Annotated in this window: 24 protein-coding genes and 2 pseudogenes; 12 read left to right on the top strand and 14 right to left on the bottom strand. The window is 71.2% G+C overall.

The genetic code is table 11. The features are described from left to right. The first annotated feature begins 1 nt into the window (after position 1). Positions 2 to 1,399: an NAD(P)/FAD-dependent oxidoreductase gene (locus ACFYZ8_RS37195; RefSeq protein WP_388540112.1), complete on the top strand. Its 1,398-nt coding sequence runs from the start codon at positions 2 to 4 to the stop codon at positions 1,397 to 1,399. 15 nt (positions 1,400 to 1,414) lie between these two features. Here ACFYZ8_RS37195 and ACFYZ8_RS37190 read toward each other — a convergent pair whose 3' ends face one another. Both ACFYZ8_RS37190 and ACFYZ8_RS37185 read right to left on the bottom strand, forming a co-directional pair. Then, on the bottom strand, positions 1,415 to 2,395 hold the full coding sequence (locus tag ACFYZ8_RS37190; protein ID WP_388540114.1) for a zinc-binding dehydrogenase: 981 nt from the start codon (positions 2,393 to 2,395) through the stop codon (positions 1,415 to 1,417). Positions 2,396 to 2,439: 44 nt separating this feature from the next. Further along, a complete protein-coding gene (locus ACFYZ8_RS37185; RefSeq protein WP_388540117.1) occupies positions 2,440 to 3,600 on the bottom strand; it encodes an NAD(P)-binding protein in 1,161 nt (386 codons plus the stop codon). Positions 3,601 to 3,746: 146 nt separating this feature from the next. Here ACFYZ8_RS37185 and ACFYZ8_RS37180 point away from each other — a divergent pair, with 146 nt between their 5' ends. Beyond that, complete coding sequence (locus ACFYZ8_RS37180; RefSeq protein WP_388540120.1) at positions 3,747 to 4,433, top strand: pentapeptide repeat-containing protein; 687 nt, start codon at positions 3,747 to 3,749, stop codon at positions 4,431 to 4,433. 28 nt (positions 4,434 to 4,461) lie between these two features. Here ACFYZ8_RS37180 and ACFYZ8_RS37175 read toward each other — a convergent pair whose 3' ends face one another. After that, positions 4,462 to 4,962, bottom strand: a complete 501-nt coding sequence (locus ACFYZ8_RS37175; protein ID WP_388540123.1) for a hypothetical protein — start codon at positions 4,960 to 4,962, stop codon at positions 4,462 to 4,464. Between the two features lie 40 nt (positions 4,963 to 5,002). Here ACFYZ8_RS37175 and ACFYZ8_RS37170 point away from each other — a divergent pair, with 40 nt between their 5' ends. Further along, complete coding sequence (locus ACFYZ8_RS37170) at positions 5,003 to 6,394, top strand: M1 family metallopeptidase (RefSeq protein ID WP_388540125.1); 1,392 nt, start codon at positions 5,003 to 5,005, stop codon at positions 6,392 to 6,394. A gap of 10 nt (positions 6,395 to 6,404) precedes the next feature. On the opposite strand, the gene ACFYZ8_RS37165 is transcribed toward ACFYZ8_RS37170, so the two are convergent. Beyond that, the gene (locus tag ACFYZ8_RS37165; RefSeq protein ID WP_359037803.1) at positions 6,405 to 6,929 is read right to left on the bottom strand and encodes a GNAT family N-acetyltransferase; all 525 of its coding nucleotides are present in this window, start codon (positions 6,927 to 6,929) and stop codon (positions 6,405 to 6,407) included. Between the two features lie 805 nt (positions 6,930 to 7,734). On the opposite strand from ACFYZ8_RS37165, the gene ACFYZ8_RS37160 reads away from it, so the two are divergent. Then, positions 7,735 to 8,265 carry a thioredoxin family protein gene (locus tag ACFYZ8_RS37160; protein ID WP_388540128.1) on the top strand — a complete coding sequence of 177 codons (531 nt, stop codon included), beginning with the start codon at positions 7,735 to 7,737 and terminating at the stop codon, positions 8,263 to 8,265. Between the two features lie 523 nt (positions 8,266 to 8,788). On the opposite strand, the gene ACFYZ8_RS37155 is transcribed toward ACFYZ8_RS37160, so the two are convergent. From ACFYZ8_RS37155 to ACFYZ8_RS37145, 3 genes are all read right to left on the bottom strand, one after another. Next, on the bottom strand, positions 8,789 to 9,382 hold the full coding sequence (locus tag ACFYZ8_RS37155) for a Uma2 family endonuclease (protein ID WP_359037807.1): 594 nt from the start codon (positions 9,380 to 9,382) through the stop codon (positions 8,789 to 8,791). A gap of 49 nt (positions 9,383 to 9,431) precedes the next feature. Continuing rightward, positions 9,432 to 10,280 carry a helix-turn-helix domain-containing protein gene (locus ACFYZ8_RS37150; protein ID WP_388540132.1) on the bottom strand — a complete coding sequence of 283 codons (849 nt, stop codon included), beginning with the start codon at positions 10,278 to 10,280 and terminating at the stop codon, positions 9,432 to 9,434. Positions 10,281 to 10,452: 172 nt separating this feature from the next. Continuing rightward, positions 10,453 to 10,977 (bottom strand): ATP-binding protein, encoded by a 525-nt coding sequence (locus ACFYZ8_RS37145; protein WP_388540135.1) that lies wholly within the window; start codon positions 10,975 to 10,977, stop codon positions 10,453 to 10,455. Between the two features lie 109 nt (positions 10,978 to 11,086). Here ACFYZ8_RS37145 and ACFYZ8_RS37140 point away from each other — a divergent pair, with 109 nt between their 5' ends. Together ACFYZ8_RS37140 and ACFYZ8_RS37135 are read left to right on the top strand one after the other, a co-directional pair. Beyond that, on the top strand, positions 11,087 to 11,911 hold the full coding sequence (locus ACFYZ8_RS37140) for a helix-turn-helix domain-containing protein (RefSeq protein ID WP_388540138.1): 825 nt from the start codon (positions 11,087 to 11,089) through the stop codon (positions 11,909 to 11,911). Then, positions 11,908 to 12,111 (top strand): DUF397 domain-containing protein, encoded by a 204-nt coding sequence (locus ACFYZ8_RS37135; protein ID WP_388540141.1) that lies wholly within the window; start codon positions 11,908 to 11,910, stop codon positions 12,109 to 12,111. Before ACFYZ8_RS37140 ends, ACFYZ8_RS37135 begins: the two co-directional genes overlap by 4 nt. 53 nt (positions 12,112 to 12,164) lie before the next feature. On the opposite strand, the gene ACFYZ8_RS37130 is transcribed toward ACFYZ8_RS37135, so the two are convergent. Beyond that, positions 12,165 to 12,740: a TerD family protein gene (locus tag ACFYZ8_RS37130; RefSeq protein ID WP_037709701.1), complete on the bottom strand. Its 576-nt coding sequence runs from the start codon at positions 12,738 to 12,740 to the stop codon at positions 12,165 to 12,167. Positions 12,741 to 12,909: 169 nt separating this feature from the next. Here ACFYZ8_RS37130 and arfB point away from each other — a divergent pair, with 169 nt between their 5' ends. After that, a complete protein-coding gene (arfB, locus tag ACFYZ8_RS37125) occupies positions 12,910 to 13,347 on the top strand; it encodes an alternative ribosome rescue aminoacyl-tRNA hydrolase ArfB (protein WP_388540144.1) in 438 nt (145 codons plus the stop codon). Positions 13,348 to 13,493: 146 nt separating this feature from the next. Beyond that, a complete protein-coding gene (locus ACFYZ8_RS37120; RefSeq protein WP_388540239.1) occupies positions 13,494 to 14,345 on the top strand; it encodes a sigma-70 family RNA polymerase sigma factor in 852 nt (283 codons plus the stop codon). A gap of 18 nt (positions 14,346 to 14,363) precedes the next feature. Here ACFYZ8_RS37120 and ACFYZ8_RS37115 read toward each other — a convergent pair. Beyond that, positions 14,364 to 14,669, bottom strand: a pseudogene (locus ACFYZ8_RS37115) (GNAT family N-acetyltransferase); the annotation flags it as partial. A 42-nt stretch (positions 14,670 to 14,711) separates the two neighbouring features. Beyond that, on the bottom strand, positions 14,712 to 15,257 hold the full coding sequence (locus ACFYZ8_RS37110) for a flavin reductase family protein (protein WP_388540242.1): 546 nt from the start codon (positions 15,255 to 15,257) through the stop codon (positions 14,712 to 14,714). 335 nt (positions 15,258 to 15,592) lie between these two features. On the opposite strand from ACFYZ8_RS37110, the gene cdgB reads away from it, so the two are divergent. Then, on the top strand, positions 15,593 to 17,248 hold the full coding sequence (cdgB, locus tag ACFYZ8_RS37105; protein ID WP_359037823.1) for a diguanylate cyclase CdgB: 1,656 nt from the start codon (positions 15,593 to 15,595) through the stop codon (positions 17,246 to 17,248). A 119-nt stretch (positions 17,249 to 17,367) separates the two neighbouring features. After that, the gene (locus tag ACFYZ8_RS37100) at positions 17,368 to 18,336 is read left to right on the top strand and encodes a CBM35 domain-containing protein (protein ID WP_359037825.1); all 969 of its coding nucleotides are present in this window, start codon (positions 17,368 to 17,370) and stop codon (positions 18,334 to 18,336) included. 3 nt (positions 18,337 to 18,339) lie between these two features. On the opposite strand, the gene ACFYZ8_RS37095 is transcribed toward ACFYZ8_RS37100, so the two are convergent. The 3 genes from ACFYZ8_RS37095 to ACFYZ8_RS37085 all read right to left on the bottom strand — a co-directional run bounded on the left by ACFYZ8_RS37095 (position 18,340) and on the right by ACFYZ8_RS37085 (position 21,531). Beyond that, positions 18,340 to 19,269, bottom strand: a complete 930-nt coding sequence (locus ACFYZ8_RS37095; protein WP_388540147.1) for a 1-phosphofructokinase family hexose kinase — start codon at positions 19,267 to 19,269, stop codon at positions 18,340 to 18,342. A gap of 79 nt (positions 19,270 to 19,348) precedes the next feature. Then, positions 19,349 to 20,587: an N-acetylglucosamine-6-phosphate deacetylase gene (gene nagA / locus ACFYZ8_RS37090; protein WP_388540150.1), complete on the bottom strand. Its 1,239-nt coding sequence runs from the start codon at positions 20,585 to 20,587 to the stop codon at positions 19,349 to 19,351. After that, positions 20,587 to 21,531 carry an ROK family protein gene (locus tag ACFYZ8_RS37085; protein ID WP_388540152.1) on the bottom strand — a complete coding sequence of 315 codons (945 nt, stop codon included), beginning with the start codon at positions 21,529 to 21,531 and terminating at the stop codon, positions 20,587 to 20,589. The genes nagA and ACFYZ8_RS37085 overlap by 1 nt, the downstream gene beginning before the upstream one ends. A gap of 169 nt (positions 21,532 to 21,700) precedes the next feature. Between ACFYZ8_RS37085 and ACFYZ8_RS37080 the strand changes: the two are divergent. After that, positions 21,701 to 22,909, top strand: a pseudogene (locus ACFYZ8_RS37080) (ABC transporter substrate-binding protein). A 33-nt stretch (positions 22,910 to 22,942) separates the two neighbouring features. Then, positions 22,943 to 23,176 (top strand): DUF3263 domain-containing protein, encoded by a 234-nt coding sequence (locus tag ACFYZ8_RS37075; protein ID WP_359037834.1) that lies wholly within the window; start codon positions 22,943 to 22,945, stop codon positions 23,174 to 23,176. Between the two features lie 169 nt (positions 23,177 to 23,345). Here ACFYZ8_RS37075 and otsB read toward each other — a convergent pair whose 3' ends face one another. After that, on the bottom strand, positions 23,346 to 24,167 hold the full coding sequence (gene otsB, locus ACFYZ8_RS37070; RefSeq protein ID WP_359037837.1) for a trehalose-phosphatase: 822 nt from the start codon (positions 24,165 to 24,167) through the stop codon (positions 23,346 to 23,348).

The following is a 24,167-nucleotide window of genomic DNA, read 5'->3' as shown; positions in this document are numbered from 1 at the left end:
CATGAGCAGCAGTGCCGTGAACGGCGGCGTCTCCTTCTGGTACGCGGACGACGGCTTTCCCGAGGCGCGGGAGCCGCTCGGCGGTGACGCCTCGGCGGACGTGGTGATCGTCGGCGGCGGGTACACGGGGCTGTGGACGGCGTACTACCTGAAGAAGGCGGTGCCCTTCCTGCGGATCACCGTGCTGGAGCAGAAGTTCTGCGGGTACGGCGCCTCGGGGCGCAACGGCGGCTGGCTGTACAACGGCGTCGCGGGCCGCGACCGGTACGCGAAGCTGCACGGCCACGAGGCCGCCGTACGCCTGCAGAAGGCCATGAACGACACCGTCGACGAGGTCGTCCGGGTGGTCGGTGAGGAGGGCTTCGACGCCGGGCTCCACAAGGGCGGCGTTCTCGAAGTCGCGCGTACGCCCGCGCAGTTGGCGCGGCTGCGGGCCTTCCACGAGCACGAGCTGTCGTACGGCGAGAAGGACCGTGAGCTGTACGGTGCCCGGGAGACGGCGGAGCGGGTCCGGGTCGCGGACGCGGTGGGGTCGTCGTGGACGCCGCACGGGGCGCGGGTGCACCCGGTGAAGCTGGTGAAGGGGCTCGCGGCGGCCGTCGAGGCGCTGGGCGTGGTCATCCACGAGCAGACGCCGGTGACGGAGATCCGGCCCAAGCACGCGATCACGCCGTACGGCACCGTCCGCGCGCCCTATGTGCTGCGCTGCACGGAGGGCTTCACGGCCGCGCTGAAGGGCCAGAAGCGGACCTGGCTGCCGATGAACTCCTCGATGATCGCCACCGAGCCGCTGACGGACGGGCAGTGGGCGGCGATCGGCTGGGAGGGGCGCCAGACGCTGGGGGACATGGCGCACGCGTACATGTACGCGCAGCGCACCGCCGACGGGCGGATCGCGCTGGGCGGGCGCGGGGTGCCGTACCGCTTCGGCTCGCGTACCGACAACGACGGGCGGACGCAGGCGGCGACGGTCGAGGCGCTGCGGGAGATCCTGGTGGGGTTCTTCCCGATGCTGGCCGGGACGCGGATCGCGCACGCCTGGTCGGGCGTCCTCGGCGTGCCGCGCGACTGGTGCGCGTCGGTGACGCTGGACCGTTCGACGGGCCTCGGCTGGGCGGGCGGCTACGTCGGCTCGGGCGTCGCCACCGCCAACCTGGCCGCCCGCACCCTGCGGGACCTGGTCCAGCAGGACTCCGGACAGGGCGGCCGGACCGAGCTGACCGAACTGCCGTGGGTCGGCCACAAGGTGCGCAGGTGGGAGCCGGAACCGCTGCGCTGGCTGGGCGTGCAGGGCATGTACGCCACGTACCGGACCGCGGACCGGCGGGAGTTCACGAGTCACAGCGCGGACTCGTCCCGGCTCGCGCGGTGGGCGGACCGGGTGGCCGGGAGGCACTGACCTGTCCTGGGTGCGTCAGGGCTCCAGGACCACCTTTCCGGTGGTGCCGCGGGTCTCCAGCGCCCGGTGCGCGGCGGCCGCCTCGGCGAGCGGGAAGCGCTGTACGGCGGGGACGAGGCGGCCCGCGGCGGCCTCGGCGAGGGCGCGCAGTTCGAGGGTGCGGATCGGATGGGGGCCGCCGGCCTTCCGCGCCATGACGGGTCCGAGGACCTGCTCGGAGACGCCCTCGACGAGGTACGGCTGTCCGTCGTGGATGCCCTCGCCGGACCAGCCGAAGACGAGGTGCCGGCCCTGGTCGCCGAGGAGGCCGACGGACTCGCGGGCGATCTCGCCACCTACGCCGTCGAGGACGACGGTGGCGGGCCGACCGCCGAGGAAGGCGCGGACCTTGTCCGGCCACGAGGGGTCCGTGTAGTCGACGGCGAGGTCGGCGCCGTTGGCCTGCACCTGTGCCGTCTTCGCCGGGCCGCCCGCGAGGCCGACGACGGTCGCCCCGGCGTTCTTCGCGTACTGCACGAGCAGGGTGCCGATGCCTCCGGCCGCCGCCGGGATCACGGCCACGGAGGTGGGGCCGAGTTCGGCGAACTGGACGATCCCCATGGCCGTACGGCCCGTGCCGATCATGGCGACGGCCTGGGCGAAGTCGAGGTTCGCGGGGATCTCGTGGACGCGGTCGACATCGGTGACGGCGAGTTCGGCGTAGCCTCCGGGGGCGAAGCCGAGGTGGGCGACCACACGCTTGCCGAGCCAGAGCCCGGCGACGCCCTCGCCGAGGGACTCGACGACTCCGGCCACCTCACGGCCGGGGATGGTGGGCAGCGCGGTCGGCTCGGGCAGCGGGCCCTGCTGTCCCTCGCGCAGGGCGGTGTCCAGGAGGTGGACCCCGGCCGCCCGTACGGCGATACGGACCTGGCCGGGGCTCGGTACCGGGTCGTCGGTCCGCTCGTAGGTGAGGTTCTCGGCGGGGCCGAAGGCGTGCAGGCGGATGGCGTGCATGGGCGGAACCCTCCTGTGTGTCGGTGTGCGCCCACTCTCTGACCTCAAGCGTGCTTGAGGTCAAGGGCGTTCCGGCCGAGCGCCAGGGACACGGCGGTGAGGGCGCTGTTGAAGGACACCTCGGAGAGCACCCCGGGCGCCGCGACCTGGTCGCCCGCGAGATAGACGCCGTCGCCCCGGTCGATGGCGGGCCGGTCGCGCCAGCTGGTGCCGGGCAGGTCGACGGCTCCCGTACGGCCGTTCGCGACGGACTCGCGGCGCCAGGTGACGCGTTCGCGCCAGCCGTCGAAGGCGAGATCGAGCAGTTGCTCCGCGCGCGCGATGCCGTCGGCCCTGGTCTCGTGCGGGGCGATGGGGAGCTGCCCCTGGAGGAGTTGTTCGCCCGCGGGGGCCAGGGTGCGGTCCTGGGCGGTGAACCGTTCGATCCAGCCGGGGGAGTCGAGGTCGGAGACGGCGAAGGCGTCACCGCGCCGGGTGCGCAGGGCGAGGTCGAGGAGTGCCGTACGGCCGCTGGGCCAGGTCAGCGAGTCGTCGCGGAGGAGCCGGCGGGCCGCGTCGAGGGAGGTGGCGACGACGACGGGGGTGTCGGTGGGCAGGGCGTCGACGCGGGACAGGGTCTCCATCCGGACGCCCAGGTTCCAGGCGCGGGCGGCCATCCGGTCGACGACGCCGGCCCAGCCGCCGCGCGGGTAGTGCGCCTCGGGCGGCAGCTTGGTGGCACGCCGCAGCCGTTCCTGCACGAACGCGGCGGACAGGGCGCCCGGGTCGTGGTGGAAGAGGGCGACAGCGGAGTAGTGGGCGGCGGCGCGGGCACCCTCCTCGCCGGCCTGAGCGGTTGCCCACGACATGAAGTCCACGTCGACCGGCGCCTGTTGGGCGCTGCGGCGCAGCAGCTTGAGCATCGCGAAGGGCGGGGTGCGGCGCAGTGCGCCCTTGTGCCGCAGGCGCAGCCGGGCCGCCTCCAGGGGCGGGAGCGGGGCGAGCGGTCCGATGAGGTCGCGCTGCTGGAGCCAGGCCCAGTGCGGGCCGCCGTTGTAGAGGGCGTGCGGGCCGTCATTGGTCCGGTACGGCCCCTCGGCGGTCCTGGCCCGGCCCCCGAGCGTGTGATGGGCCTCGTACACGGTGACCTTGGCGCCCGCCTCGGCGGCGGTGATCGCCGCGGTGAGCCCGGCGAGGCCGCCGCCGATGACGGTGATGCGGTGCATGGCTGGGGTCTCCCTCTGTTCGGGGTCGCGTCTTCTTTTTCGTGGTCGTCCTCGCCGGTATGACTGATTGAGGGCACCGGAATGTGACATGGAGGCTGTTCGGGCAGGTCAGGGGGATTGTCAGTGGTGGGGTGCAGGATGGGGGCATGGTGAGGCGAGCGACGGGTGCGGGCAGTGCGAGCAGTGTGAAGGGGGCGCGGCGGCCCGAGGTGCGGCTGCCGCCGCTGGAGCCGCACGGGGGAGGGGAGCTGGAGCCGGACGGGGACTACGACGGGCTGGAGTTCCTGGAAGCGGACTTCGTGGGCCAGGACGGGGCGGGGGCCCGTTTCATGGACTGCGCGCTGAGAGGCTGCGCGCTGGACGAGACCCGGCTCCACCACGCCCGTTTCCTCGACTCCGTCCTCATCGGCATACGGGGCGTGGGCACCGACCTCGCGGAGTCGACCCTGCGGGACGTCGAGCTGATCGACGCCCGCCTGGGCGGAGTGCAGTTGCACGGGGCGGCGCTGGAGCGGGTCGTGATCCGGGGCGGCAAGATCGACTACCTGAATCTGCGTACGGCCGTCCTGAAGGACGTCGTCTTCGAGAGCTGCGTCCTGGTGGAACCGGACTTCGGCGGCGCCCGCCTGGAGCGTGTGGAGTTCGTGGACTGCGCCTTGAAGGGCGTGGACCTCACGGCGGCGACCCTCAAGGACGTCGACCTGCGCGGCGCCGCGTCACTGGAGATCGCCCGGGGTGTCGACCGCCTCGCGGGAGCGGTGATCAGCCCGTCCCAGCTGCTGGATCTGGCGCCGGTGCTGGCGGCGGAGGTGGGGATCCGGGTGGAGGGCTGACAGCGGGGCGAGACCGGCCGGCCGTGGCTCATCCCACTCTCGGGAAGCGGGCCTGGAGCGTCCAGATCGCCGGGTTCTCGCCCAGGTCGTCGTGCAGGTCGGTCAGGTCGGCGATCAGGTCATGCAGGAAGTCGCGGGCCTCGCGGCGCAGGTCCGCGTGGGAGAAGGTGAGCGGGGGTTCCTCCACCGGCATCCAGTCGGCCTCGATGTCCACCCACCCGAAGCGGCGCTCGAAGAGCATCCGGTCGGTGGACTCGGTGAAGTCGAGCTCCGCGTGCTGGGGGCGGGAGGCGCGGGAGCCCGCGGGGTCGCGGTCGAGGCGTTCCACGATGTCGCACAGCGCCCACGCGAAGTCGAGAACCGGCACCCATCCCCAGGCTGTGGCCAGTTCCCGGTCCTCCTTGGTGTCCGCGAGGTACACGTCTCCGCAGAACAGGTCGTGCCGCAGCGCGTGGACGTCCGCGCGGCGGTAGTCGGTCTGCGGGGGGTCCGGGAAACGGTTGGAGAGGGCGTAGCCGATGTCGAGCACGTACGAGATGGTGTCACGCGGCCTCTCGTAGGATCACCGCGTGCCCCGATCCGCGCCGTTCGTCCCCGTCGCCCTGCTCCTCGTGAGCGTCCTCACGGCGTGCGACGGCGGTGTGCACGGCACCCCGGGCGGCCCCGGCCTGCGCGACCCGTACTTCCCGAAGATGGGCAACGGCGGCTACGACGTCACCCACTACGCCCTCCGCCTCGCCTACGACCCGGACGCGAACCGGCTCTCCGGCACCGCGACCCTCACCGCCCGCGCCACCCAGGACCTGACCGCCTTCGACCTGGACCTCGACGGCCTGGACGTCAGGAAGGTCACCGTCGGCGGCAAAGCGGCCCGCTGGAACCGCGCCGGCCAGGAGCTGACCGTACGCCCGCCCGACGACCTCGACGAGGGCCGCGTCTTCCGCGTGACCGTCGCCTACTCCGGCACGCCGAGGACGATCACCGACCCGGACGGCTCGGAGGAGGGCTGGCTCCGGACCGAGGACGGCGCGGTGGCCCTCGGCGAACCGACCGGCTCGATGGCGTGGTTCCCCGGCAACCACCACCCCTCCGACAAGGCGTCCTACGACCTCAAGATCACCGTGCCCGAGGGCTTCCAGGCAGTCTCCAACGGCGAGTTGACGGCGAGCAGGACCAGCGGCGGCCGTACGACCACCACCTGGCACACCGCCGAACCCATGGCGAGCTACCTCGCCACCCTCGCGATCGGCGACTACGACATCCAGCGCTCCACCCTGCCCGGCGGCCTGCCGGTGTGCACCGCCGTCGACCCGGCCGAGGCCGCCGCCGGCCGGAAGGCGCTGGCACAGCTCCCGGCCGTCATGTCCTGGTCCGAGGACACCTTCGGCCCGTACCCCTTCTCCTCCACCGGCGCGATCGTCGACCGCCAGGGCGACGCCGGGTACGCGCTGGAGACCCAGAACCGCCCCTACTTCCCCGGCGCCCCCGACACCGTGACCCTGGTCCACGAACTCGCCCACCAGTGGTACGGCGACTCGGTCACCCTGCGGACCTGGCGGGACATGTGGCTCAACGAGGGCTTCGCGACCTACGCGGAGTGGCTGTGGGACGAGGACCACGGCGGCGACAGCGCCCAGAAGACCTTCGACGATCTGTACGCGCACGGCGAGGACGACTACGCCGAGCTCTGGTCCTTCCCGCCCGGCAAGCCGTCCAGCGCCGCGCACCTCTCCGACAGCCCCGTCTACCAGCGCGGCGCGATGGTCCTCCACAAGATCCGCCAGCGCCTCGGCGACACCGCCTTCCGCGCCCTCCTCCGCGACTGGCCCACCACCCACCGCCACGGCACCGTGGACACCGAGGACTTCACGACGTACGTCGAGGACCTCGCCCCCGACGAGGACTTCGGGCCGGTCTGGGAGGAGTGGCTGTACGGGGACGGGAAACCGGAACAGCCCTGAGGAACGCCGGTCAGTCCCGCTCGCCCAGCGGCTTGCGCAACACCGTGCAGGGGCGGGCGTGCTGGCGGTCCGGGCGGTGGTCGATGATCTCGTAGCCGAGGGCGGTCCAGAAGGTGAGGGCGCGGTCGTTGCCGTCGAGGACGGCGAGGCGTACGGCGGTACGGCCCTCGGTGCGGAAGCGGTCCTCGACGAGGGCGGTGAGACGGCGGCCGTAGCCCTGCCGGTGCACATCGGCGTCCACCATCAGCAGCCCGATCCACGGGTCCGGGTCGGCCGGGTCCGGGTGCTGGGCCAGCGTGATGGCCACCCCCACCAGCCGCCCCTCGCTGCGGGCCAGCAGCACCTCCGCGTCCGGGTGCGCGAGCTCCTCGGCCAGCGCCTCCGCCACCTGCTCCGGGCGGATGTCGTCCGCGTCCGGGAAGTCACCGCTGAGCGCGAAGAACTCGTGGTTGGCGGCGTAGAGGGCGGTGAGCTCGGTCAGGAAGGGGGCCGGGATGTCGTGGTCGGGGGTGAGGTCGAGAGGGGTGAGGAGCATGCGGGGCAGAGTAGTTGAGCGACTGTGACGGCCGGCCCCCCTGGAGAGGGCGGAACCCCAGCCGTCCTTCCGGCGCTGTCTCCCCAGCGGCATGTCACCGCTCACGTCTTCCGGCCTGTCCGATCACATGAATCCAGTCGGACGACTGCAGGTCGCCACGACCGGCCAGAGATGCCCAGGCATAGTCGCGGCGAGAACGTCGAGCGGTGTGCCGGAGACGTGCACACCCGTTACGCATCGTTCTCGAGTTCACGGTCGGAAATCCACCCGGACCGGCTCCGAGAACCCGCTGGGAGCCCACTCTCACACGAACCCCAGTGATCCCGCTGGCGGTTCAGCTGTATCACAACCGGTGATCTGTGGCGTTCTATGGCCGGTGGCCAGGCCGATTGGGGTGTGGCCACGCGAGTTCGCCGGGGGCATACCGCCGTCGGGGCGGGCCCACCCGGGTCAGTTCGGACTGGAGGTATGAGGGGAAGGGAGTCGTGAACTTGCTGAGAGAAGCTACGGCTGCTGACCCTGCTGACCCTGCTGACCGCTGCTGTGCCATAAGCGACAGACGGAGATCACCGACTCGCTGATGGACCTGTTCCTCCAGCTCGTACGACTCTGTGTGTGAGTCGGCGCCCGGCAGGCCGCGGGCGGTGTCCAGGGCCTCCTCAAGGTGCCGCATTGAACGCTGCGGCTTGTGCCGCACGAACGCGCCCCTGCGCTGGGCTGTCGAGGCGAATCCCGGCCCGTCCATACGAGTGGCGCAGCGCGGTTTGCCCCCCGTCGTTACAGATGAATCGATACGCGTTGACCAGTGAACACCAACACGCACACCCCCGCCCCCCGGCCAGCACCCTCCCGCTGGCGCCGACTGTGCCGGACCGCCGCCGTCGCCCTGGTCGTGACGCTCGCCGCCGCCCCGTACGCCAGCGCGTCACCGGCCACCTCCCGCCCCGCAATCCAGGAAGCGACAGCCGGGGCGGCGCAGCAGGCAGGCATCGAAGCTCCCTCCGTACGTGCCGGAGGGGCGGTGATCGAGGTGACCAGCACCGAGCAGTTCACCGAGCTGCTCCACTCGGAGCCGAGAGTCATCGCCATGTTCACGGCCCACTGGTGCACGCCCTGCAGGTCCATCACGCCCGAATTCGAGTACCTCTCGACGCAGCACGGGACCGTCACGTTCCTGTCCGTCGACGTCGACACCAACTACGAACTGGCCCAAGACATCGGAATTACCAGCATGCCCACCTTCATCGCTTTCCGGAACGCCGATCGTGCGGGCCAATTCATCGGGCCCCATCGGGAGTTGCTCCGCCAGATGGTGCAGGGATTGGCCGCGTCCTAAGCCCCGCACCCCTCCCCCGCGCTCGCCGGACCCGACGACCGGTCCGGTGGCTTTGTTCACGAGTGGACGCCCCCACACCTAGCTTGATCATGGCTCTGACCATCGATCAGGAGGAGTCCGCCCGTAGGGAACCGCCTTCCCACGGCCCCGCCGCTCCCCAGCGGCGGGGCCGCATGGCTTCCAGGACTGACAGAGCATGCGCCGCAGGTCGACGTTCGATTCCGCTGCGCCTTCGGTGCCTTCCAAACTGGCGAATTATGCTCAAACTCGTGAGCAAAGGCGGGGCGCGGGGAAAGATCGTCCGACGGTGAGGGGCCGGCGGTCACAGCCGGCCCCTCACTCTCGTGTCGACACGATCGCGCGGGGCTCTCAGGGGGTCGCCGTCATCGACGGCGAGGAACGGCACCTGGTGCTGCCGGACGACCTGGGACCACGAACCGACAAACTCGCCATCGCCTACCAGGCCGCACTCCACCTCGCCGCCGTCCTCATCTGGTCAGCGAGATGATCCGAAAGAAACGGCCTAGTCCTGGTAGCGCGGCAGGCCGTCCGTCGAGATCGTCCAGTCGCCGATGGTGACGTCCTCGCCGTAGACGAAGTCCTTGCGGGTGGCGTAGCGCGGGCCGTCGGGGGTGGGGTGGATGTCGGTGAGGACGGCGCCTGTGGCGGTCCGGGGGTCGAAGATCGCGTAGACGGGGACGCCCATGAGGGGGTAATCCCGCATCTTGCCCGCCCAGTCGTTGTCCGGGTTGGAGCGGGAGACGACCTCGATGGCGGCGATCAGCGTCCGAGGGTCGAAGGAGCCGTCGCCCTCCATGTCCGCCCAGGGGATCACCATGACGTCGGGGTGGCGCATGATTCCTTCGGGGGCCGCCTCCACGTCGGGTTCACCCGTGTGGGCCACGACGTCCTCCGGCATCACCCTTTCCAGGCGCTTCCGCAGGTGCAGCACAGTGAGCTCATGCTGCCTCACGGGCGACATCATGTCGTGAACGATCCCTTCCTTGGTGATCTCGAACTTGCCGGGGAGGGTGTCGTCCATGGACTGGAGAAAGTCCCTCATGGCCCGGTAGAGGTGGGAAGCGTTCTGCCGCGCGTCGTCCGGTGCGATGGTCATGGCGCTCGCTCCTCGTCTGTGCCCAGGGGCCAGGATCGTCCCGTCCATGCTAGGTGGCCTCCAGGAGATCGCCTCGGCAGTCCCGGCAGCGGCCGGGGTCGGGGGCGCGGAAGGCGCGGTCGCAGCCGTCGCAGGTCTGGAGGGGGTGTCGGACCTCCGGGGGTGGGGCCGGGGGCCGGATCGGGGGCAGGGCGGGCAGCTGGGCGGTGAGGCGGTGGGCCAGGAGGGCCGCCGGCCGGTGCAGGGGGTCCATGGGGAGGCGCGCGGTCAGGGCGTCCCGTACGGCGGTGGGGGTCACGTCCCGTTCCAGCCAGGCGGCGACTCCGGGGGCCAGGTGTTCCGCGTCCGTGGCCGACAGGAGCAGCCGGGGGTCGTGGCGGCGGAGGGTGGCCAGGAGCTCGATCGCCTGCTGGATGAGCGCGGGGGCCGGGTAGCCCGGCTGCGGTACGGCGGGCAGGAGCTTCTTGCGGGGCGGTTGCCGTTTCTTCGGCGGCCCGGGGGCCTGGTCGTCGCCGACCCGGCCGCGGTGACCTGGCCGGTTGCAGGAGACCGTGCGGGTGACGATGCGGCCACCGGAGAGGTGCTGCCGTTCGCGGCGCAGGTAGCCGTGGGTCTCCAGGTCCCGCAGGGCGGCGGCGATACGGTCCCTGCCCTCGGGGAAGCGGGTCGCGAGCGTCTTGATGTCGACGGAGGCACCGGCGGGGAGGGACTGGATGTACAGGGCCAGGCCTCTGGCCACGAGCGAGAGCTCCGGGTGCTGGGCGAGGTGGTTGCCGATGACCGTGAAGCGGGTGGTGTGCGGGGCGTTCTCGTGAACGAGGCCCCCCGCGTGGGGGTGGTTTTTGCCCGCGTTACGGGACCGGGCGCGCGAGGGCGCGCTAGGGTTTTGGGTGTCCATCGGGAAGTGCCTTCTTCCTTGGTGGGCGCCACCGGGAAGCTTCCTTCTTCCTTGGTGGTCAGGCCCTCGCATTGGGATGCCAGTCCCAGCGAGGGCCGTTGCATGTCTGCGGTTGTGTTGCGCCGACTGTAGGGCAGGCAACCGGGGCGAAATCCAGTCGAGTTGGCGATGTTCACCCGCGCGGGTGAGCTGCGCCGCGAGGCGGGAGGAAAGGTGGGGCTTGGTCTGGGTTCTTTCTCCCCAGAGTTCTTTGGGAAAGGGTGCCCGCACCACCGACGTACGGGTTTCCGGGCTTCGGTGACAGGTCGATTTCCGCCCACACCGTCTTGCGCGGACGCGGACCCGGCGCCACGCCCCAACGGTCGGCGAGCGCGTCCACCAGGAGCAGGCCCCGGCCCGACTCGGCGTCCGGTGCGGGGAGTTCGGTGTGCGGCAGACGGTCACCCCGGGTGTCGGTGACCTCGATGCGCAGGGTGCCGCCGACGACGTAGAGCGTCACGCGGAAGTCGCGTCCGGGGACCCGGCCATGCGTGGACGCGTTCACCGCCAGCTCCGCCACGATGTGCTCCGCCGGGTGCAACGGGAGTCCCCACTCGCGGAGTTGCTCCGTCGCCAGGAGTCGGGCCAGGCGGGCGCCTCGCGGTGTTGGGGAGAGCAGGACGCTGAAGTTGCGGATCACGGCGGTTTCTTGATTCACGTCACTCAGCGTGGCGGCGCTCGCATACCGTGAACAGTGATGGAGTCAATACGTACGGTGACTGTCCGGAGCCTGTCCGGTCGTGTCCGGGCTGTCGGAGAGGTGCGGGATGAGTGTGGACGGCGAGACGGTCGACCCGGACGACGAGTGGGGGGTCGCGGTCATCGCGACCGTCGGGCGGCAACTGAAGCTGCGGCGCGAGGCCGTGGGGATGCGGGCCGCGGAGTTCGGGGAGGCGGTGGGGTACGGCGAGGACCTCGTCTACAAGATCGAGGGCGGCAAGCGGATTCCCCGGCAGGAGTATCTGGACAGGGCGGACGAGGTGCTGGGGGCGGGTGGGCTCATCGCCGCGGCTTGGGAGGACGTGAAGAAGGTCCGGTATCCCAAGAAGGTGCGGGAGCTGGCCAAGTTGGAGGGGCAGGCCGTTGAGATCGGGGTGTACGAGTGCAATAGCGTCCACGGGTTGTTGCAGACACCCGAGCATGCGCGGGCCGTGATCTCCGCCGCGCAGCCGCCCTATTCGCCGGACGACGTGGAGCGCATGGTGAACGCTCGGGTCGCGCGGCAGTCGGTCTTCGAGCGCGTTCCGGCGCCGTCCATCCATTTTGTGCTGGAGGAGGCGGCCCTGCGTCGACCCATCGGAGGCACAATGGTGTGGCGACGTCAGCTCGAACACCTGCTGGAGGTGGGGCAGTTGCACAACGTCGTGCTTCAGGTGATGCCGCTGAACTCCGAGGTGCACTCCGGTCTGGACGGAAAGATCGAGATGCTCAAGTTTCCCGACGGAACGGCGGTTGGGCGTTCCGACGGTCGTGCGACCTCGGATCCGAAACAGCTGCGCATCCTGGAACTGCGGTATGGCACGATCCGCGCGCAGGCTCTCTCACCAAGAGAGTCGCTGGTCCTCATCGAACAACTGCTGGGAGCAACATGATCCGCAAGTCCGCTGCCGGGGACGTCTCCGACCTGGCGTGGTTCAAGAGCAGCTACAGCAGCGGCAACGACGGCAACTCCTGCGTCGAGATCGCGGTAGCGCCCCGCACGGTCCATGTCCGTGACTCCAAGAACGACACCGCCGGCCCCCGCCTGGCCTTCACCCCCGCCACCTGGACCGCCTTCGTGTCACAGACGTGAGCCCCCGGCCGGTACGGCCAGGGGCTCACGCTCAGCGCAGCGAATCGCAGTGATTAGACGTTGACGCCGAAGTCCTGCGCGATGCCGACCAGGCCGGACGCGTAGCCCTGGCCCACCGCGCGGAACTTCCACTCCGCGCCGTTGCGGTACAGCTCGCCGAAGACCATCGCCGTCTCCGTGGCCGCGTCCTCGGAGAGGTCGTAGCGGGCGATCTCGGCGCCGCCGGCCTGGTTCACGATGCGGATGTAGGCGTTGCGGACCTGGCCGAAGTTCTGCGAGCGGTTCTCCGCGTCGTAGATCGAGACCGGGAAGACGATCTTGTCGATGTCGGCCGGGAGGCCGGCCAGGTTGACGTTGATCGCCTCGTCGTCGCCCGCGCCCTCGCCGGTGCGGTTGTCACCGGTGTGGACGATGGTGCTGTCCGGGGTCTGCTTGTTGTTGAAGAACACGAAGTGGGCGTCGGAGTAGACCTTGCCCTGCGTGTTGACCGCGATCGCCGAGGCGTCGAGGTCGAAGTCCGTGCCGGTGGTCGTGCGGACGTCCCAGCCGAGGCCCACGGTGACGGCGGTCAGGCCCGGAGCCTCCTTGGTGAGCGAGACGTTGCCACCCTTGGACAGGCTTACAGCCATTGTTGGGAGTCCCTTCCCTCGTTAAGTAACGGGCACGAAGCTACAGCTACCTCTATGAACGCCGCGAGAGGTGTCGAAGGTTCCCCGCTTCTTTACTTTCTTTACCCAAGCCCGCACGGGGGACGAGCAGGCGATATTCGGGTGACGTGGACCGGACAGGGGCGGGAACATGGACCCCATGTCCGGTCCCTACGTCATCCGCGGCTCCGTCTCCCTGCCCGAGGCCGAGCTCATGTGGCGTTTCTCGCGCTCCTCCGGCCCCGGTGGGCAGCACGTCAACACCAGTGACTCCCAGGTGGAGCTGCGCTTCGACCTGGCCCGCACCGAGTCCCTGCCCGACGTGTGGAAGCAGCGGGCGCTCACCAAGCTGGCCGGACGGCTCGTCGACGGGGTCGTCACCGTACGGTCCTCCGAGCACCGCTCGCAGTGGCGCAACCGCGAGACCGCGGCCGTACGCCTGGCGGCGCTGCTCGCCGAGGCCACCGCGCCGCCGCCCAAGCCGCGGCGGGCGACCCGGATTCCTCGTGGGATCAATGAGCGGCGGCTGCGGGAGAAGAAGGCGCGGTCGGACACGAAGCGGGGGCGGTCGGGGCGGGACTGGGGGTAGTCGGTCGTCTGTCCGGTGCCGGCCGGTGGGGCTTCTCGCGCAGTTCCCCGCGCCCCTGAAGGGGCGCCCTCGTCGGCGTGTGTCACATCGTGCCCCGTCTCACCGTCAACTCATCGACGGCGGACGACTACGAGAGCGGTGACCCCATGCGCGACGACGAGTTCCTTGCCGAGCGGTTCGAGGCGCACCGGGGGCAGTTGCGGGCGGTGGCGCGGCGGATGCTCGGGTCGGCCGCCGAGGCCGAGGACGCCGTGCAGGAGGCCTGGGTGCGGATGAGCCGGTCGGACACCACGCACGTCGACAACCTCGGCGGCTGGCTGACGACCGTCGTCGGGCGGGTCTGTCTCGACATGCTCCGCTCCCGCAGGTCCCGTGCCGAACAGCCCCTGGAGCCCGAGGCGCCGGTCCCGGCCGCCGTCCCCGATCCCGAGCAGGACGTCCTGCTCGCCGACTCGGTCGGCAGCGCCCTCCTCGTCGTCCTCGACACCCTCACCCCCGCCGAACGGCTCGCGTTCGTCCTCCACGACCTCTTCGCCGTCCCCTACGACGGGATCGCCGACGTCATCGGCAAGTCCCCGGCGGCCACCCGCCAGCTCGCCAGCAGAGCCCGGCGCCGGGTACGGGGCGCCCGGAGCGCGGACTCCGATCACGTCACCCCCGCCCGGCGGCGCGAACTGGTCGACGCCTTCCTCGCCGCCGCGCGCGAGGGTGACTTCGAGGGGCTGCTGGACGTCCTCGACCCGGATGTCGTCGTGCGCACGGAGGCCGGGGTGACGACGGGGGCGTCGGCGGTGGCCAAGGGTGCGGCCACCTACTCGCGGCACATGGTCGGTGTCCCGGTGCCCGCTCTCGTCGAGGGCGCGACCGGTATCGCGCTGCTGCGGGACGGCCGGGTGGAGCGGACGCTCGCGTTCACGTTCGTACACGACCGGATCAGCGTGATCGACATCACCACGGACCGGGAGAGGGCGGCACGGCTGAAGATCACCCTGCTCTAGGCGAGGTCCAGGACCCCGCTCCTTCATGCCCCGGTGGCGCAGCTCCGCGGCGACGGACTCGACGGCGAAACGGCCGTAGCCCTGGCCCTGGGCGTCGGCCGCGATGTTCAGGTGCCACAGGCCGGAGCGGACCAAGCTGTGCCCCTCGGTGCGCCAGTCGATGTGGAGGAAGGCCATCAGAACGCCGCGTGCGCTCACCGTCGACGATCAGCCGGGGTCAGGCGAAGCCATCACCGCGAATTCCTGCTCTGGCCGGACGCGTATGCCGGTGGCTGTTTCGAAATTCCCGGGTGTGATGTCTTCGAGGCGGGGTGCGAATGTCATCCGGGGACCTTAGGTCGCAGCACCGGGGCGCGGCCACGGAATTCATCCCAGCTGCCGGTACCGGCCCCGGAAATAGGTCAGCGGACCGCCGTCCGCGCTCGGCACGTCGGCCGTCAGGACGCGGCCGATCACCAGGGTGTGGTCGCCGGCCTCCACGCGCTGTTCGGTTCGGCACTCCAGGGTGGCGAGCGCGCCGCCCACCAGAACGGCGCCGGTCGCGGAGCCGCGGACGTACGGGATGTCCTCGAACAGCAGCCGGTCGCTGATGCGGCCCTTCATGGCGAAGCGGCCCGCGATGTGCCGCTGGCTCTCCGAGAGGACGGAGACCGCCCACAGCGGCTGCTCGTCGAGCAGGTCGTCCATGCGGGAGCCCGTACGCAGGCTGACCAGCACCAGTGGCGGGTCCAGGGAGACCGACAGGAACGCCGTCGCCGTCATGCCGACGTCCTCGCCCCCCGGGCCCTCGGCGTCGAGCGGGGGCTCGAACGCGGTCACCAGGACCACGCCCGCGGCCAGCCGGGACATGGCGGCGCGGAACTCGTCGTTGCTCACCCCCACAGCATGCCCGTAGGCGGGTGAGGGGATCATCGGGGCGGTGGGGACGGGAGTGTTCGACACGCCGGAAACGCTAGTCGTGGCGCCGCGGGCCCCGCATCGGGCCTTCGTCCGAGGCCGGACCTAGGTCTCGTGACCGACCGCCGGGGGGTCGTGCGCCGGAGCCTTCGCAAAGACCCAAAGTTTGTGTTCATTTAGCACACAGGAAAAACGCAGAAACCCCGTTCAATTGCTCACCTTTTGCTGTGACTTGAGTCACAAGGGATGCCAATTGTTGACCCTGTGTACCGAGCGGGCAGCGCGCTGTGATTCAGTGGCTGGACAGATGACCCTTGATTCACTGCGAGGTCTCGGGGGGAGGGCAAGCAATGGAGAGCGAGTCGGAGCCGTACGTCCGCCTTGCGTCCCTGCGACAGCTGCACCAGGTCATGGCCGACATGAACACGGCCCGAAGCCTGGCCGACACACTGCAGACCGTCGCGAACGGCGTGGTCACCGCACTCGGTTACGAACTGGCGTGCGTCAATCTCGTGCGCCCCGACGGCGACCTCGTGGTCGCCGCCTTCTCCGGGAACCAGGCCGCCGAGGCGCTGATCACCGGCCGGGTGGGCTCCCGCGAGTCCTGGGAGCGCCGGCTGAGCATGGGGGAGACCTGGGGCGACCTGGTCTTCATACCGCACACCGAGGGCTGGGTCCTCGACGACGACGACGTCCCGCAGTGGTACACCGACGGGCCCGCGCCCCGCTTCGAGGACGAGTGGCACCCCTCCGACCGGCTGTTCGCGCCGATGTACACGCCGGGCGTGCAGGGCGGCGCGTCCGGCGAGCTGATCGGCGTGCTCTCCGTGGACCGCCCGCGCAACGGCCGCAGGCCGGGCGCCTGGGGCCGCGAAGCGCTCCAGATGTACGCCTTCCAGGCCGCCATCGCGATCAGCAACGCGCGTCTACGCGCGAACATGCAGCGCGCACTGGTCAGGCTCGAAAGGGAGCAGCAGGCCCTCAGGGCCAGCGAGGAAAGCTTCCGGCAGGCCTTCGAGTACGCCCCCTCCGGCATGGCCATCGCCGAGATGGGCGGCGACCAGCACGGCCGCATCCTGCGCACCAACGACGCCCTGTGCCGCCTTCTCGGCCGCCCCGCGTCCGCGATGCGCCGCTACTCCTTCTCCGACCTGGTCCACCCCGAGGACATCGGCACCCTGCTGCGCACCTCGGCGGAGGGCGGCCGCGCCGAGCTGCGCCTCGGACGCCGGGACGGCACCTACGTCTGGGTGTCCCTGCGCAACTCGGTGGTCGCCGACGCCGCCGACGGCCCGCGCTTCCTGCTCACCCACGTCGAGGACATAGAGGAGCGCAAGCGCCGCGAGCTCCAGCTCGCCCACCGCGCCTCCCACGACTCCCTCACCGGCCTGCCGAACTCCGCCGAGCTGCGCTCGCGGCTGTCCTCCCGGCTCTGCCAGCGCCCCACCCACACTGGCGCCCTGGAGCCCGTCGACGCGGCCTTCGGCCACCCCGCCTTCGACGCGGGCGGCCACGGGTTCGACTTCCGGCAGGGCGGCACCGAGGCGTACGACGCCTTCGACCACCATGTGCACACCGTCGCCCCCCAGGGGGAGCGCGACGACGGCACCAAGGGGCTCGCGGTGCTCTTCTGTGACCTCGACGGCTTCAAGTCGATCAACGACCGTTTCGGGCACAACGCGGGCGACGCGGTGCTCATCGAGGTCGCCCGGCGGCTGTCCCAGTGCGTGCGCGACGGCGACACCGTGGCGCGGCTCGGCGGCGACGAGTTCGTGATCCTCGCCGACGGGCTCGGCAAGGCCGACGCGGCCGACCTCGCGGTACGCCTGCGCAACGAGATCATCCAGCCCATCCGCGCCGAGGGACGGGCCGTGCGGGTGGGCGCCAGCTTCGGCATCGGCTGGGCGCACTGCGGCATGACCGCGGACGAAGTGTTGAAGTCAGCCGACGAGCGGATGTACGTCGAGAAACGATCTCGTCCCAAACAGCACCGACGCGCGGGCTGATTCCCAGGTCAGCGAGTTGATGCGATCCGGGTCACCTGTTTGGGCCAGCAGGAGCGGGTAGGCTCGCCATTCTGACTCCACGTATCGATCGACCCGCACCTGCTGAGGAGTACCAAGGGATGACGTCCGGCAACAACGGCGCGAGCACGCCCGAGGACGACGACCCGTTCGGCTACCTCTACGCCGACGGCCAGGCCAACGGGGCCCAGCCGCCCTCCGGCGGTGGCTACGGCTACGGCTACCCGAACTCCGTCAACCGGACCCGCTCGGTAGGCCAGCGCCAGTACGGCCAGCAGCAGGCACCCGCCGCGCCGAACGGCCCGTACGGCCAGGTCCCGCAGCAGCAGACCCAGGGCGGCTACGGCCAGCCCAGCGCCCACTACCAGGCCCCCGAGACCCTCCCGGGCGGGGCCCCCACCAGCCAGCAGCCCATGCCGGGCTACAGCGGGGGTGGCGGCCGGTCCGGTGGCCCCAACACCAAGGGTCTGCTGATCGGCGCGATCGCGGTCGTGGCCGCGGTGGTCATCGGCATCGGCATCGCGATGGCGGGCGGCGACGACAAGAAGGACGACAGCGGCAACGAGGCGGCGGCGACCCCGAGCACGTCACAGAGCTCGGAGCCGAGTCCGTCGAGCAGCGACGAGGCGAGCGCCAAGGAACTGCCGAAGATCGACGCCAAGACATTGGCTCTCGGCGGCACCGCCGCGCCGGCCTCCGACGTCAAGGGGGCCAAGGCGGACGGCGGCATCTACGTGACCGGCTTCAACCAGGTCGGATCCTCGGTCACCTGGACGGTCAACGGCATCCCCAAGAAGGGCAAGTACTCCCTGTACACGGGCTACAGCGTGCCCGGCAAGGACGCCACCGCCACCCTCACGGTCAACGGCACGGCCTCCACCACCCCGGTCGGCATGGACAACTACGCGCACGCGAAAGAAGGCGACTACGAGAAGGGCTGGACGCAGACCTACAACTACATCCAGCTCAACAAGGGCACCAACACGATCAAGGTGTCCTGTGAGCAGGGCAACCAGTGCGACGCCCTGATCGACCAGCTGTGGCTGGTGAACGGCTGGGTGGACTCGTAGCACTCACGCCGCGCTGACCTCCCCCGTGACCGTGACCCGGCCCAGCAGCTCCTCGTAGGCCGCCCGGTCGAACTCGCCCGCCGCCGGGGCCAGTACGGTCGCCGCCGACAGGGCCACCGCTCGGGTCAGGCGGTCCGGCCACGGGAGCCGGTCGATCAGCCCCGACAGCAGGCCCGCCGCCACCGAGTCGCCGGCGCCCGTGGGGTTGCCGTGCACCGGGGCCGGGGGAGCGGCGCGCCAGCGGCCCTCCGGGGTCGCGGCGAGCAGTCCCTCCTTGCCGAGGGACGCGACCACCGCCCGGGCGCCCCGGCGACGCGCGTCCTGGGTCGCCCGCAGCGGGTCGTGGGAGCCCGTCAGTTCGAACAGTTCCTCGGTGTTCGGCTTGAGGATGTCGGGCCGCGCGGCGACCCCGCGGCGCAGTGCCTCCCCGCTGGTGTCGAGGAGGACCGGGACCCCGGCCGCCTTCGCCGTGCGGATCAGGCCCGCGTACGCCCCCACCGGCACCCCCGGCGGCAGGCTGCCGCACAGGGCGACCGCCGAGACGGACGGGACGAGATCCTCGTACGCCTCCTGGAAGGCCGACCACTCCTCGGGCGCCACCGTCGGACCCGGTTCGTTGAGCTGTGTGGTGTCGCCGGACTCTTCGTCCACGACGGCGATCGTGCGCCGGGTCGGGCCGGTGACCGGGACGAGCGCGTCCACCAGGCCCGGTACGGCGCTGAGCCGGTCCTGGACGATGCGGCCGGTGGCGCCGCCGGTGAACCCGGTGACCGTCACCTCGTGGCCGAGCGCCGCCAGCACCCGGGCCACGTTCACGCCCTTGCCGCCGGGCCGTTCGACGACGTCGGTGACCCGGTGACTGGTGTGCGGCCGCAGCGACCGTACGCGATAGGTGATGTCGAGAGCGGTGTTCAGCGTGACCGTGAGGATCACCTGGGCCGACCTCCCCCGGAAGACAGAAACGTGCCCGTCCAGTCTCCCAGGATGCCGCAGGCCCCAACAGCGGGACACATCACCCCAGTTGGGGATCGACCACCCATTCACCCCGGCGCATGACGCCCTTGAGGTCGAAATGATGGTCGAGGAGGACCAGGTCGGCGTCCTTGCCCGGCTCCAGCGAGCCGATGCGGTCGGACATGCCAAGGAGCCGGGCCGGGTTGGCGGAGATCGCCGCGACCACGTCCTCGACCGGGAGCCGGTCGACGGTCACCGCCCGTTTGAAGGCGCGGTCCAGGGTCAGCGTCGAGCCGGCGATCGAGCCGCCCTCCACGAGACGGGCGACACCCTCGCTGACCTCGACCTCCAGGGGGCCGAGCATGTAGCGCCCGTCGCCGAAACCGGCCGCGTCCATGGCGTCGGTGATGAGGGCGACCCGCTGTGCGCCCGCGTGGTGGAACGCGAGTTGCAGTGCGGCCGGGTGCAGATGCGTGCCGTCGTCGATCAGCTCGACCGTGATCCGCTCGTCCTCCAGGAGGGCGGCGATCGGACCCGGGTCGCGGTGGCCGAGCGGCGGCATCGCGTTGAAGAGGTGGGTGGCCACGGTGGCGCCCGCGTCGATGGCCTCGACGGTCTGCTCGTACGTCGCGTCCGTGTGCCCGACCGCCGCGATGACACCGTGTTCGGCGAGGAGCCGTACGGAGTCGATGCCGCCGGGGAGTTCGGTGGCCAGCGTGACCATCTTCGCCCGCCCGCGCGCCGCGTCGATCAGCTTGCGGACCTCCGCGGGGTCGGGCTCGCGCAGCAGCCCCTCCGAGTGCGCGCCCTTGCGGCAGGGCGAGATGAACGGGCCCTCGAAGTGGATGCCGGCGATGTCGCCCTGCTCGGCGAGCTCGGAGAGGAGACCGGCTCGCTGGGCGAGGAAGTCCATGTCGCCGGTGACGGTGGAGGCGACGAGGGTGGTGGTGCCGTGGGCGTGGTGCGTGGCGATGCCCTTGAGCACGTCGTCGATCGTGCCCGAGGTGAAGGAGGCTCCGCCGCCGCCGTGGTTGTGGAGGTCGACGAAACCGGGGACCAGCCAGTGGTTGGTTACGTCGATGACCTGGGCGTTTTTGGGGGCGGTACCGGTGATTCGGGTGCCGTCGACGATCACTCGGCCCTGATTGATGGTCCCGGTGGGGAGGACGACCGTCGCGCCGGACAGGACGAGGGGCGACGTGCCGGTTGCGGGCTGCGGGTGCGTTGTGGCTGGTCGCGCCCGCGCGGCGGTAGCCGCACATTCGACGCTGTCCCGCGCCCCTGGGGGGGTTGCCATCAGGGCGTTACCTCCGAACTGTCGGTCTTGTCTAGGAGATCCCAGGCCAGGAGCCCGGCACCGAGGCAACCCGCCGTGTCGCCCAGGGCCGCCGGGACGATCGTCGGGAGTTTCTGGAAGGTGATCCGGTCGCGGACCGCCTCCCGCAGCGGTGTGAACAACGTTTCCCCCGCCTCGGCCAGGCCGCCACCGATGATCAGGGTGCGGGGGTCCAGGAGGGTGAGGGCGGTGACCAGGCCGCCGGCCAGGGCGTCCACCGCGTGCTGCCAGACCTCGCGGGCCTTCGGGTCCTCCGCCTCCACGGCCTTCGCGCAGTCCGCCGCGTCCGCGTCCGGGTTCCCGGTGACGGAGGCCCAGGCCTCGCTGACCGCGGCCGCGGAGGCGTACCGCTCCAGGCAGCCCCGCTGGCCGCACGGACAGGGCGTGCCGTCGGGGCGTACGACGATGTGGCCGATCTCGCCCGCGAAGCCGTGGGCGCCCGCCTCCACCTGACCGGTGATGCCGATGGCGCCCGCGATGCCGGTGCCGAGGGCGACGAAGAGGAAGCGGTCGGTGCCCCGGCCGGCTCCGATGCGGCCCTCGGCGAGGCCGCCGGTGCGGACGTCGTGGCCGAGGGCGACCGGGACGCCGCCGAGACGTTCGGCGAGCAGCGCGCGCAGCGGTACGTCCCGCCAGCCCAGGTTGGCCGCGTAGGCGGCGATGCCCCGCTCCTCGTCGACGATGCCGGGGACGGCGACACCGGCCGCGGCCGCGGGGGCGCCGAGGTGCTCGGCGCCGTACGCGCGCAGCTCGGCGGCGAAGTCGAGGATGGCGTCGACCACGGCGTCCGGTCCGCGCTCGCGGCCGGTCGCCCGGCGGGCCCGGTGCAGGAGTGCGCCGTCCGCGCCGACCAAGGCCGCCTTCATCCCGGTGCCGCCCACGTCGAGGGCGATGACATGTCTCACGGGGGACAGTGTGGCCCTTGGACCCGCAAGAGGTCTAGTCCACTCACGTGGTGTAGACCTTACTTCCGAGATATGTATGACTTTTCGAAAGTTTTCGAACGTGAGTGTGGGGCGGTTGTCGGTGCGGCGGCGTAGGACGGGAACGATCGCGGCGGTGTCCGCACTGGGTATGACGGCGGTACTGGGAGGCTGCGGGCTCGGTGGCGGGTCGGACGAGGTGACGCTGAAGCTGGTCGCCGCCGACTACGGCGACAGTTCGGCCAACAGCTCCCAGAAGTACTGGGACAAGCTCGTCAAGGAGTACGAGGCCAAGCACTCCGGCGTGCGGATCGACGTCAGCGTGTACTCGTGGACCGACGTCGACCGCAAGGTCAAGGAGCAGGTCGACGCCGGTCAGGCGCCCGACATGGCGCAGATCGGCGCGTACGCCGACTACGCGGACAAGGGGCTGCTGTACAAGGCCGACGACCTGCTCGGGATCCGGGAACAGGCCGACTTCGTCGCGCAGCTCGGCTCCGCCGGGCGGATCAACGGGATGCAGTACGGGATGCCGTTCGCCGCGTCGACCCGGCTGCTCTTCTAGAACAAGACACTCTTCGCCGACGCCGGGCTCACCCCGCCGAAGACGTGGAAGCAGCTGGCCGCGGACGCCGAGGCGCTCAAGGCGGACGGGGTGAAGTACCCGTACGCGCTGCCGCTCGGTCCCGAGGAGGCGCAGGCCGAGACCATGCAGTGGCTGCTGAGCGGGGGCGGCGGGTACGTCGACTCGACCGGGACGTACGGCATCGACTCCGACGAGAACGTGGCGACGCTGAACTGGCTCAAGGACGACCTTGTCGACAAGGGGCTGACCGGGCCGGTCGCACCGGAGAACCTGAACCGGGCCGCCGCGTTCTCGGCGTTCGCCGCGGGGGACGTCGGGATGCTCAACGGGCACCCCTCGCTGATGAAGAGCGCCGCCGCGAAGGGGGTGAAGTTCGGGATGGTGCCCATGCCCGGGACCGACGGGCAGACCCGGACGTCCATGGGCGTCGCCGACTGGATGATGGCCTTCAAGCAGAACGGGCACGCCGAGCAGGTGGGCGACTTCCTCGACTTCGTCTACAGCGAGAAGAACGTGCTCGCGTTCTCGCGCGAGTACGACCTGCTGCCGGTGACCAACTCCGCGTCCGAGGTCATGAGCCGGGCCTCCCGGGACGCCGACCTCAAGCCCTTCCTCGACGCGCTGCCCGGCGCGGAGCTGCCCCCGGTGGGCAAGACGTCCTGGGCCTCGGTCAGCGCGGCCGTGAAGAAGCGGGTCGGGTCCGCGGTGAGCCCGGACGGGAACCCTTCGGAGGTGCTGCGCGCGCTGCAGCTGACCGCGCAGAACGCGGAGTAGTCGCTGTCAGTGGCGGGCGTTACGGTTCCGGACATGGACCATGCGGAACTCGACCGCCGAGAGCGGGACATCCTCGCCCTGGAGCGCCGCGGATTCGCCGGGCCCGGCGCGAAGGAGCGAGCGATACGCGAGGAACTGGGCCTGGCCCCGGTCCGCTACTACCAACTCCTCAACGCCCTCCTGGACGACGCCCGCGCCCTCGCCCACGACCCGGTGACGGTGAACCGGCTGCGGAGGGTGCGGGAGGCGCGGCGGTCGGAGCGGTAGCGCTCGGCGGGGGCAGCGGGGCGGGGGACTGGTCCGACGGACCGGTGTCGCGGAGTTGGGTGGGGGGCAGGTCTGTCGGCTGGGGGCGGCGCGGGTGGCACGCCCGCGTGGCGGCGGTACCTCGGCCGGGGGCTCGGCCGGTCCATCGTGCCGACGCCCCCGTACCCCGTCAGGCGAGTCGTTCCGCCAGGGCTCGCAGCAGGTTCACCACGCCGGTCGGGCCGGCCACCACCAGGTCGGCCCGTTTGCGGAGCTCGGTCACCTCGTCGCTGCCGCTGCACACCAGGAGGCCGGGTGTGCCGGCGGCGCGGAGGTCGTCGACGGCGGAGAACGCGGGCAGGTCGCCCAGGTCGTCGCCGGCGAACAGAACGGACCGGGCGGAGACCTCGCGGGCGTGCTTCAGGAGGGCCACCCCCTTGTCCATGCCGGGTGGCCGCAGCTCCAGGACCAGACGGCCGGGTTCCACGATCAGGCCGTTGCGGGCGGCCAGCTCGGTGAGGGGTCCGCGGAGGGACTCGAAGGCGGACTGGGGGTCGGCGGCCCGGCGGGTGTGGACGGCCACGGCCCGGCCGCCCTTCTCCTCCAGCCACGCACCGGTCCCGGCCAGCAGCCCCGGCAGTGCGGCACGGACCGCCGCGACCCCGGGGTGCGGGGCGGGAGCCGTGACCTCGCCCGTCGCCGCGTCCCACCGCTCCGCCCCGTAGTGCCCCAGCACGGTCAGATGCTCCAGGCCCGGCACGTCGGCGAAAGCGCCGTTGCGGACCGCGACCGCCGCCGGGCGGCCGGTGATCACCGCCACGGACGCCACCTTCGGCGCGAGGGCCGCCAGCGCCGGCACCGCCTCGGGGTGGGCGAACGCCTTCTCCGGGTCCGCCACGATCGGCGCCAGCGTCCCGTCGAAGTCGAGCCCGATCACCGCGCGGTGCGGCTCCGCGAGGATCGCCCGCAGGCCCTCCTGGCCGGCGGTGGTCAGGGGAGTGGGAAGGTTCAT

This window comes from Streptomyces sp. NPDC001668 (assembly GCF_042893155.1).
Classification (GTDB): Bacteria; Actinomycetota; Actinomycetes; order Streptomycetales; family Streptomycetaceae; genus Streptomyces.
Note: the sequence above shows the minus strand (reverse complement) of the source record. Positions and strands in the feature narration are given on the sequence as shown.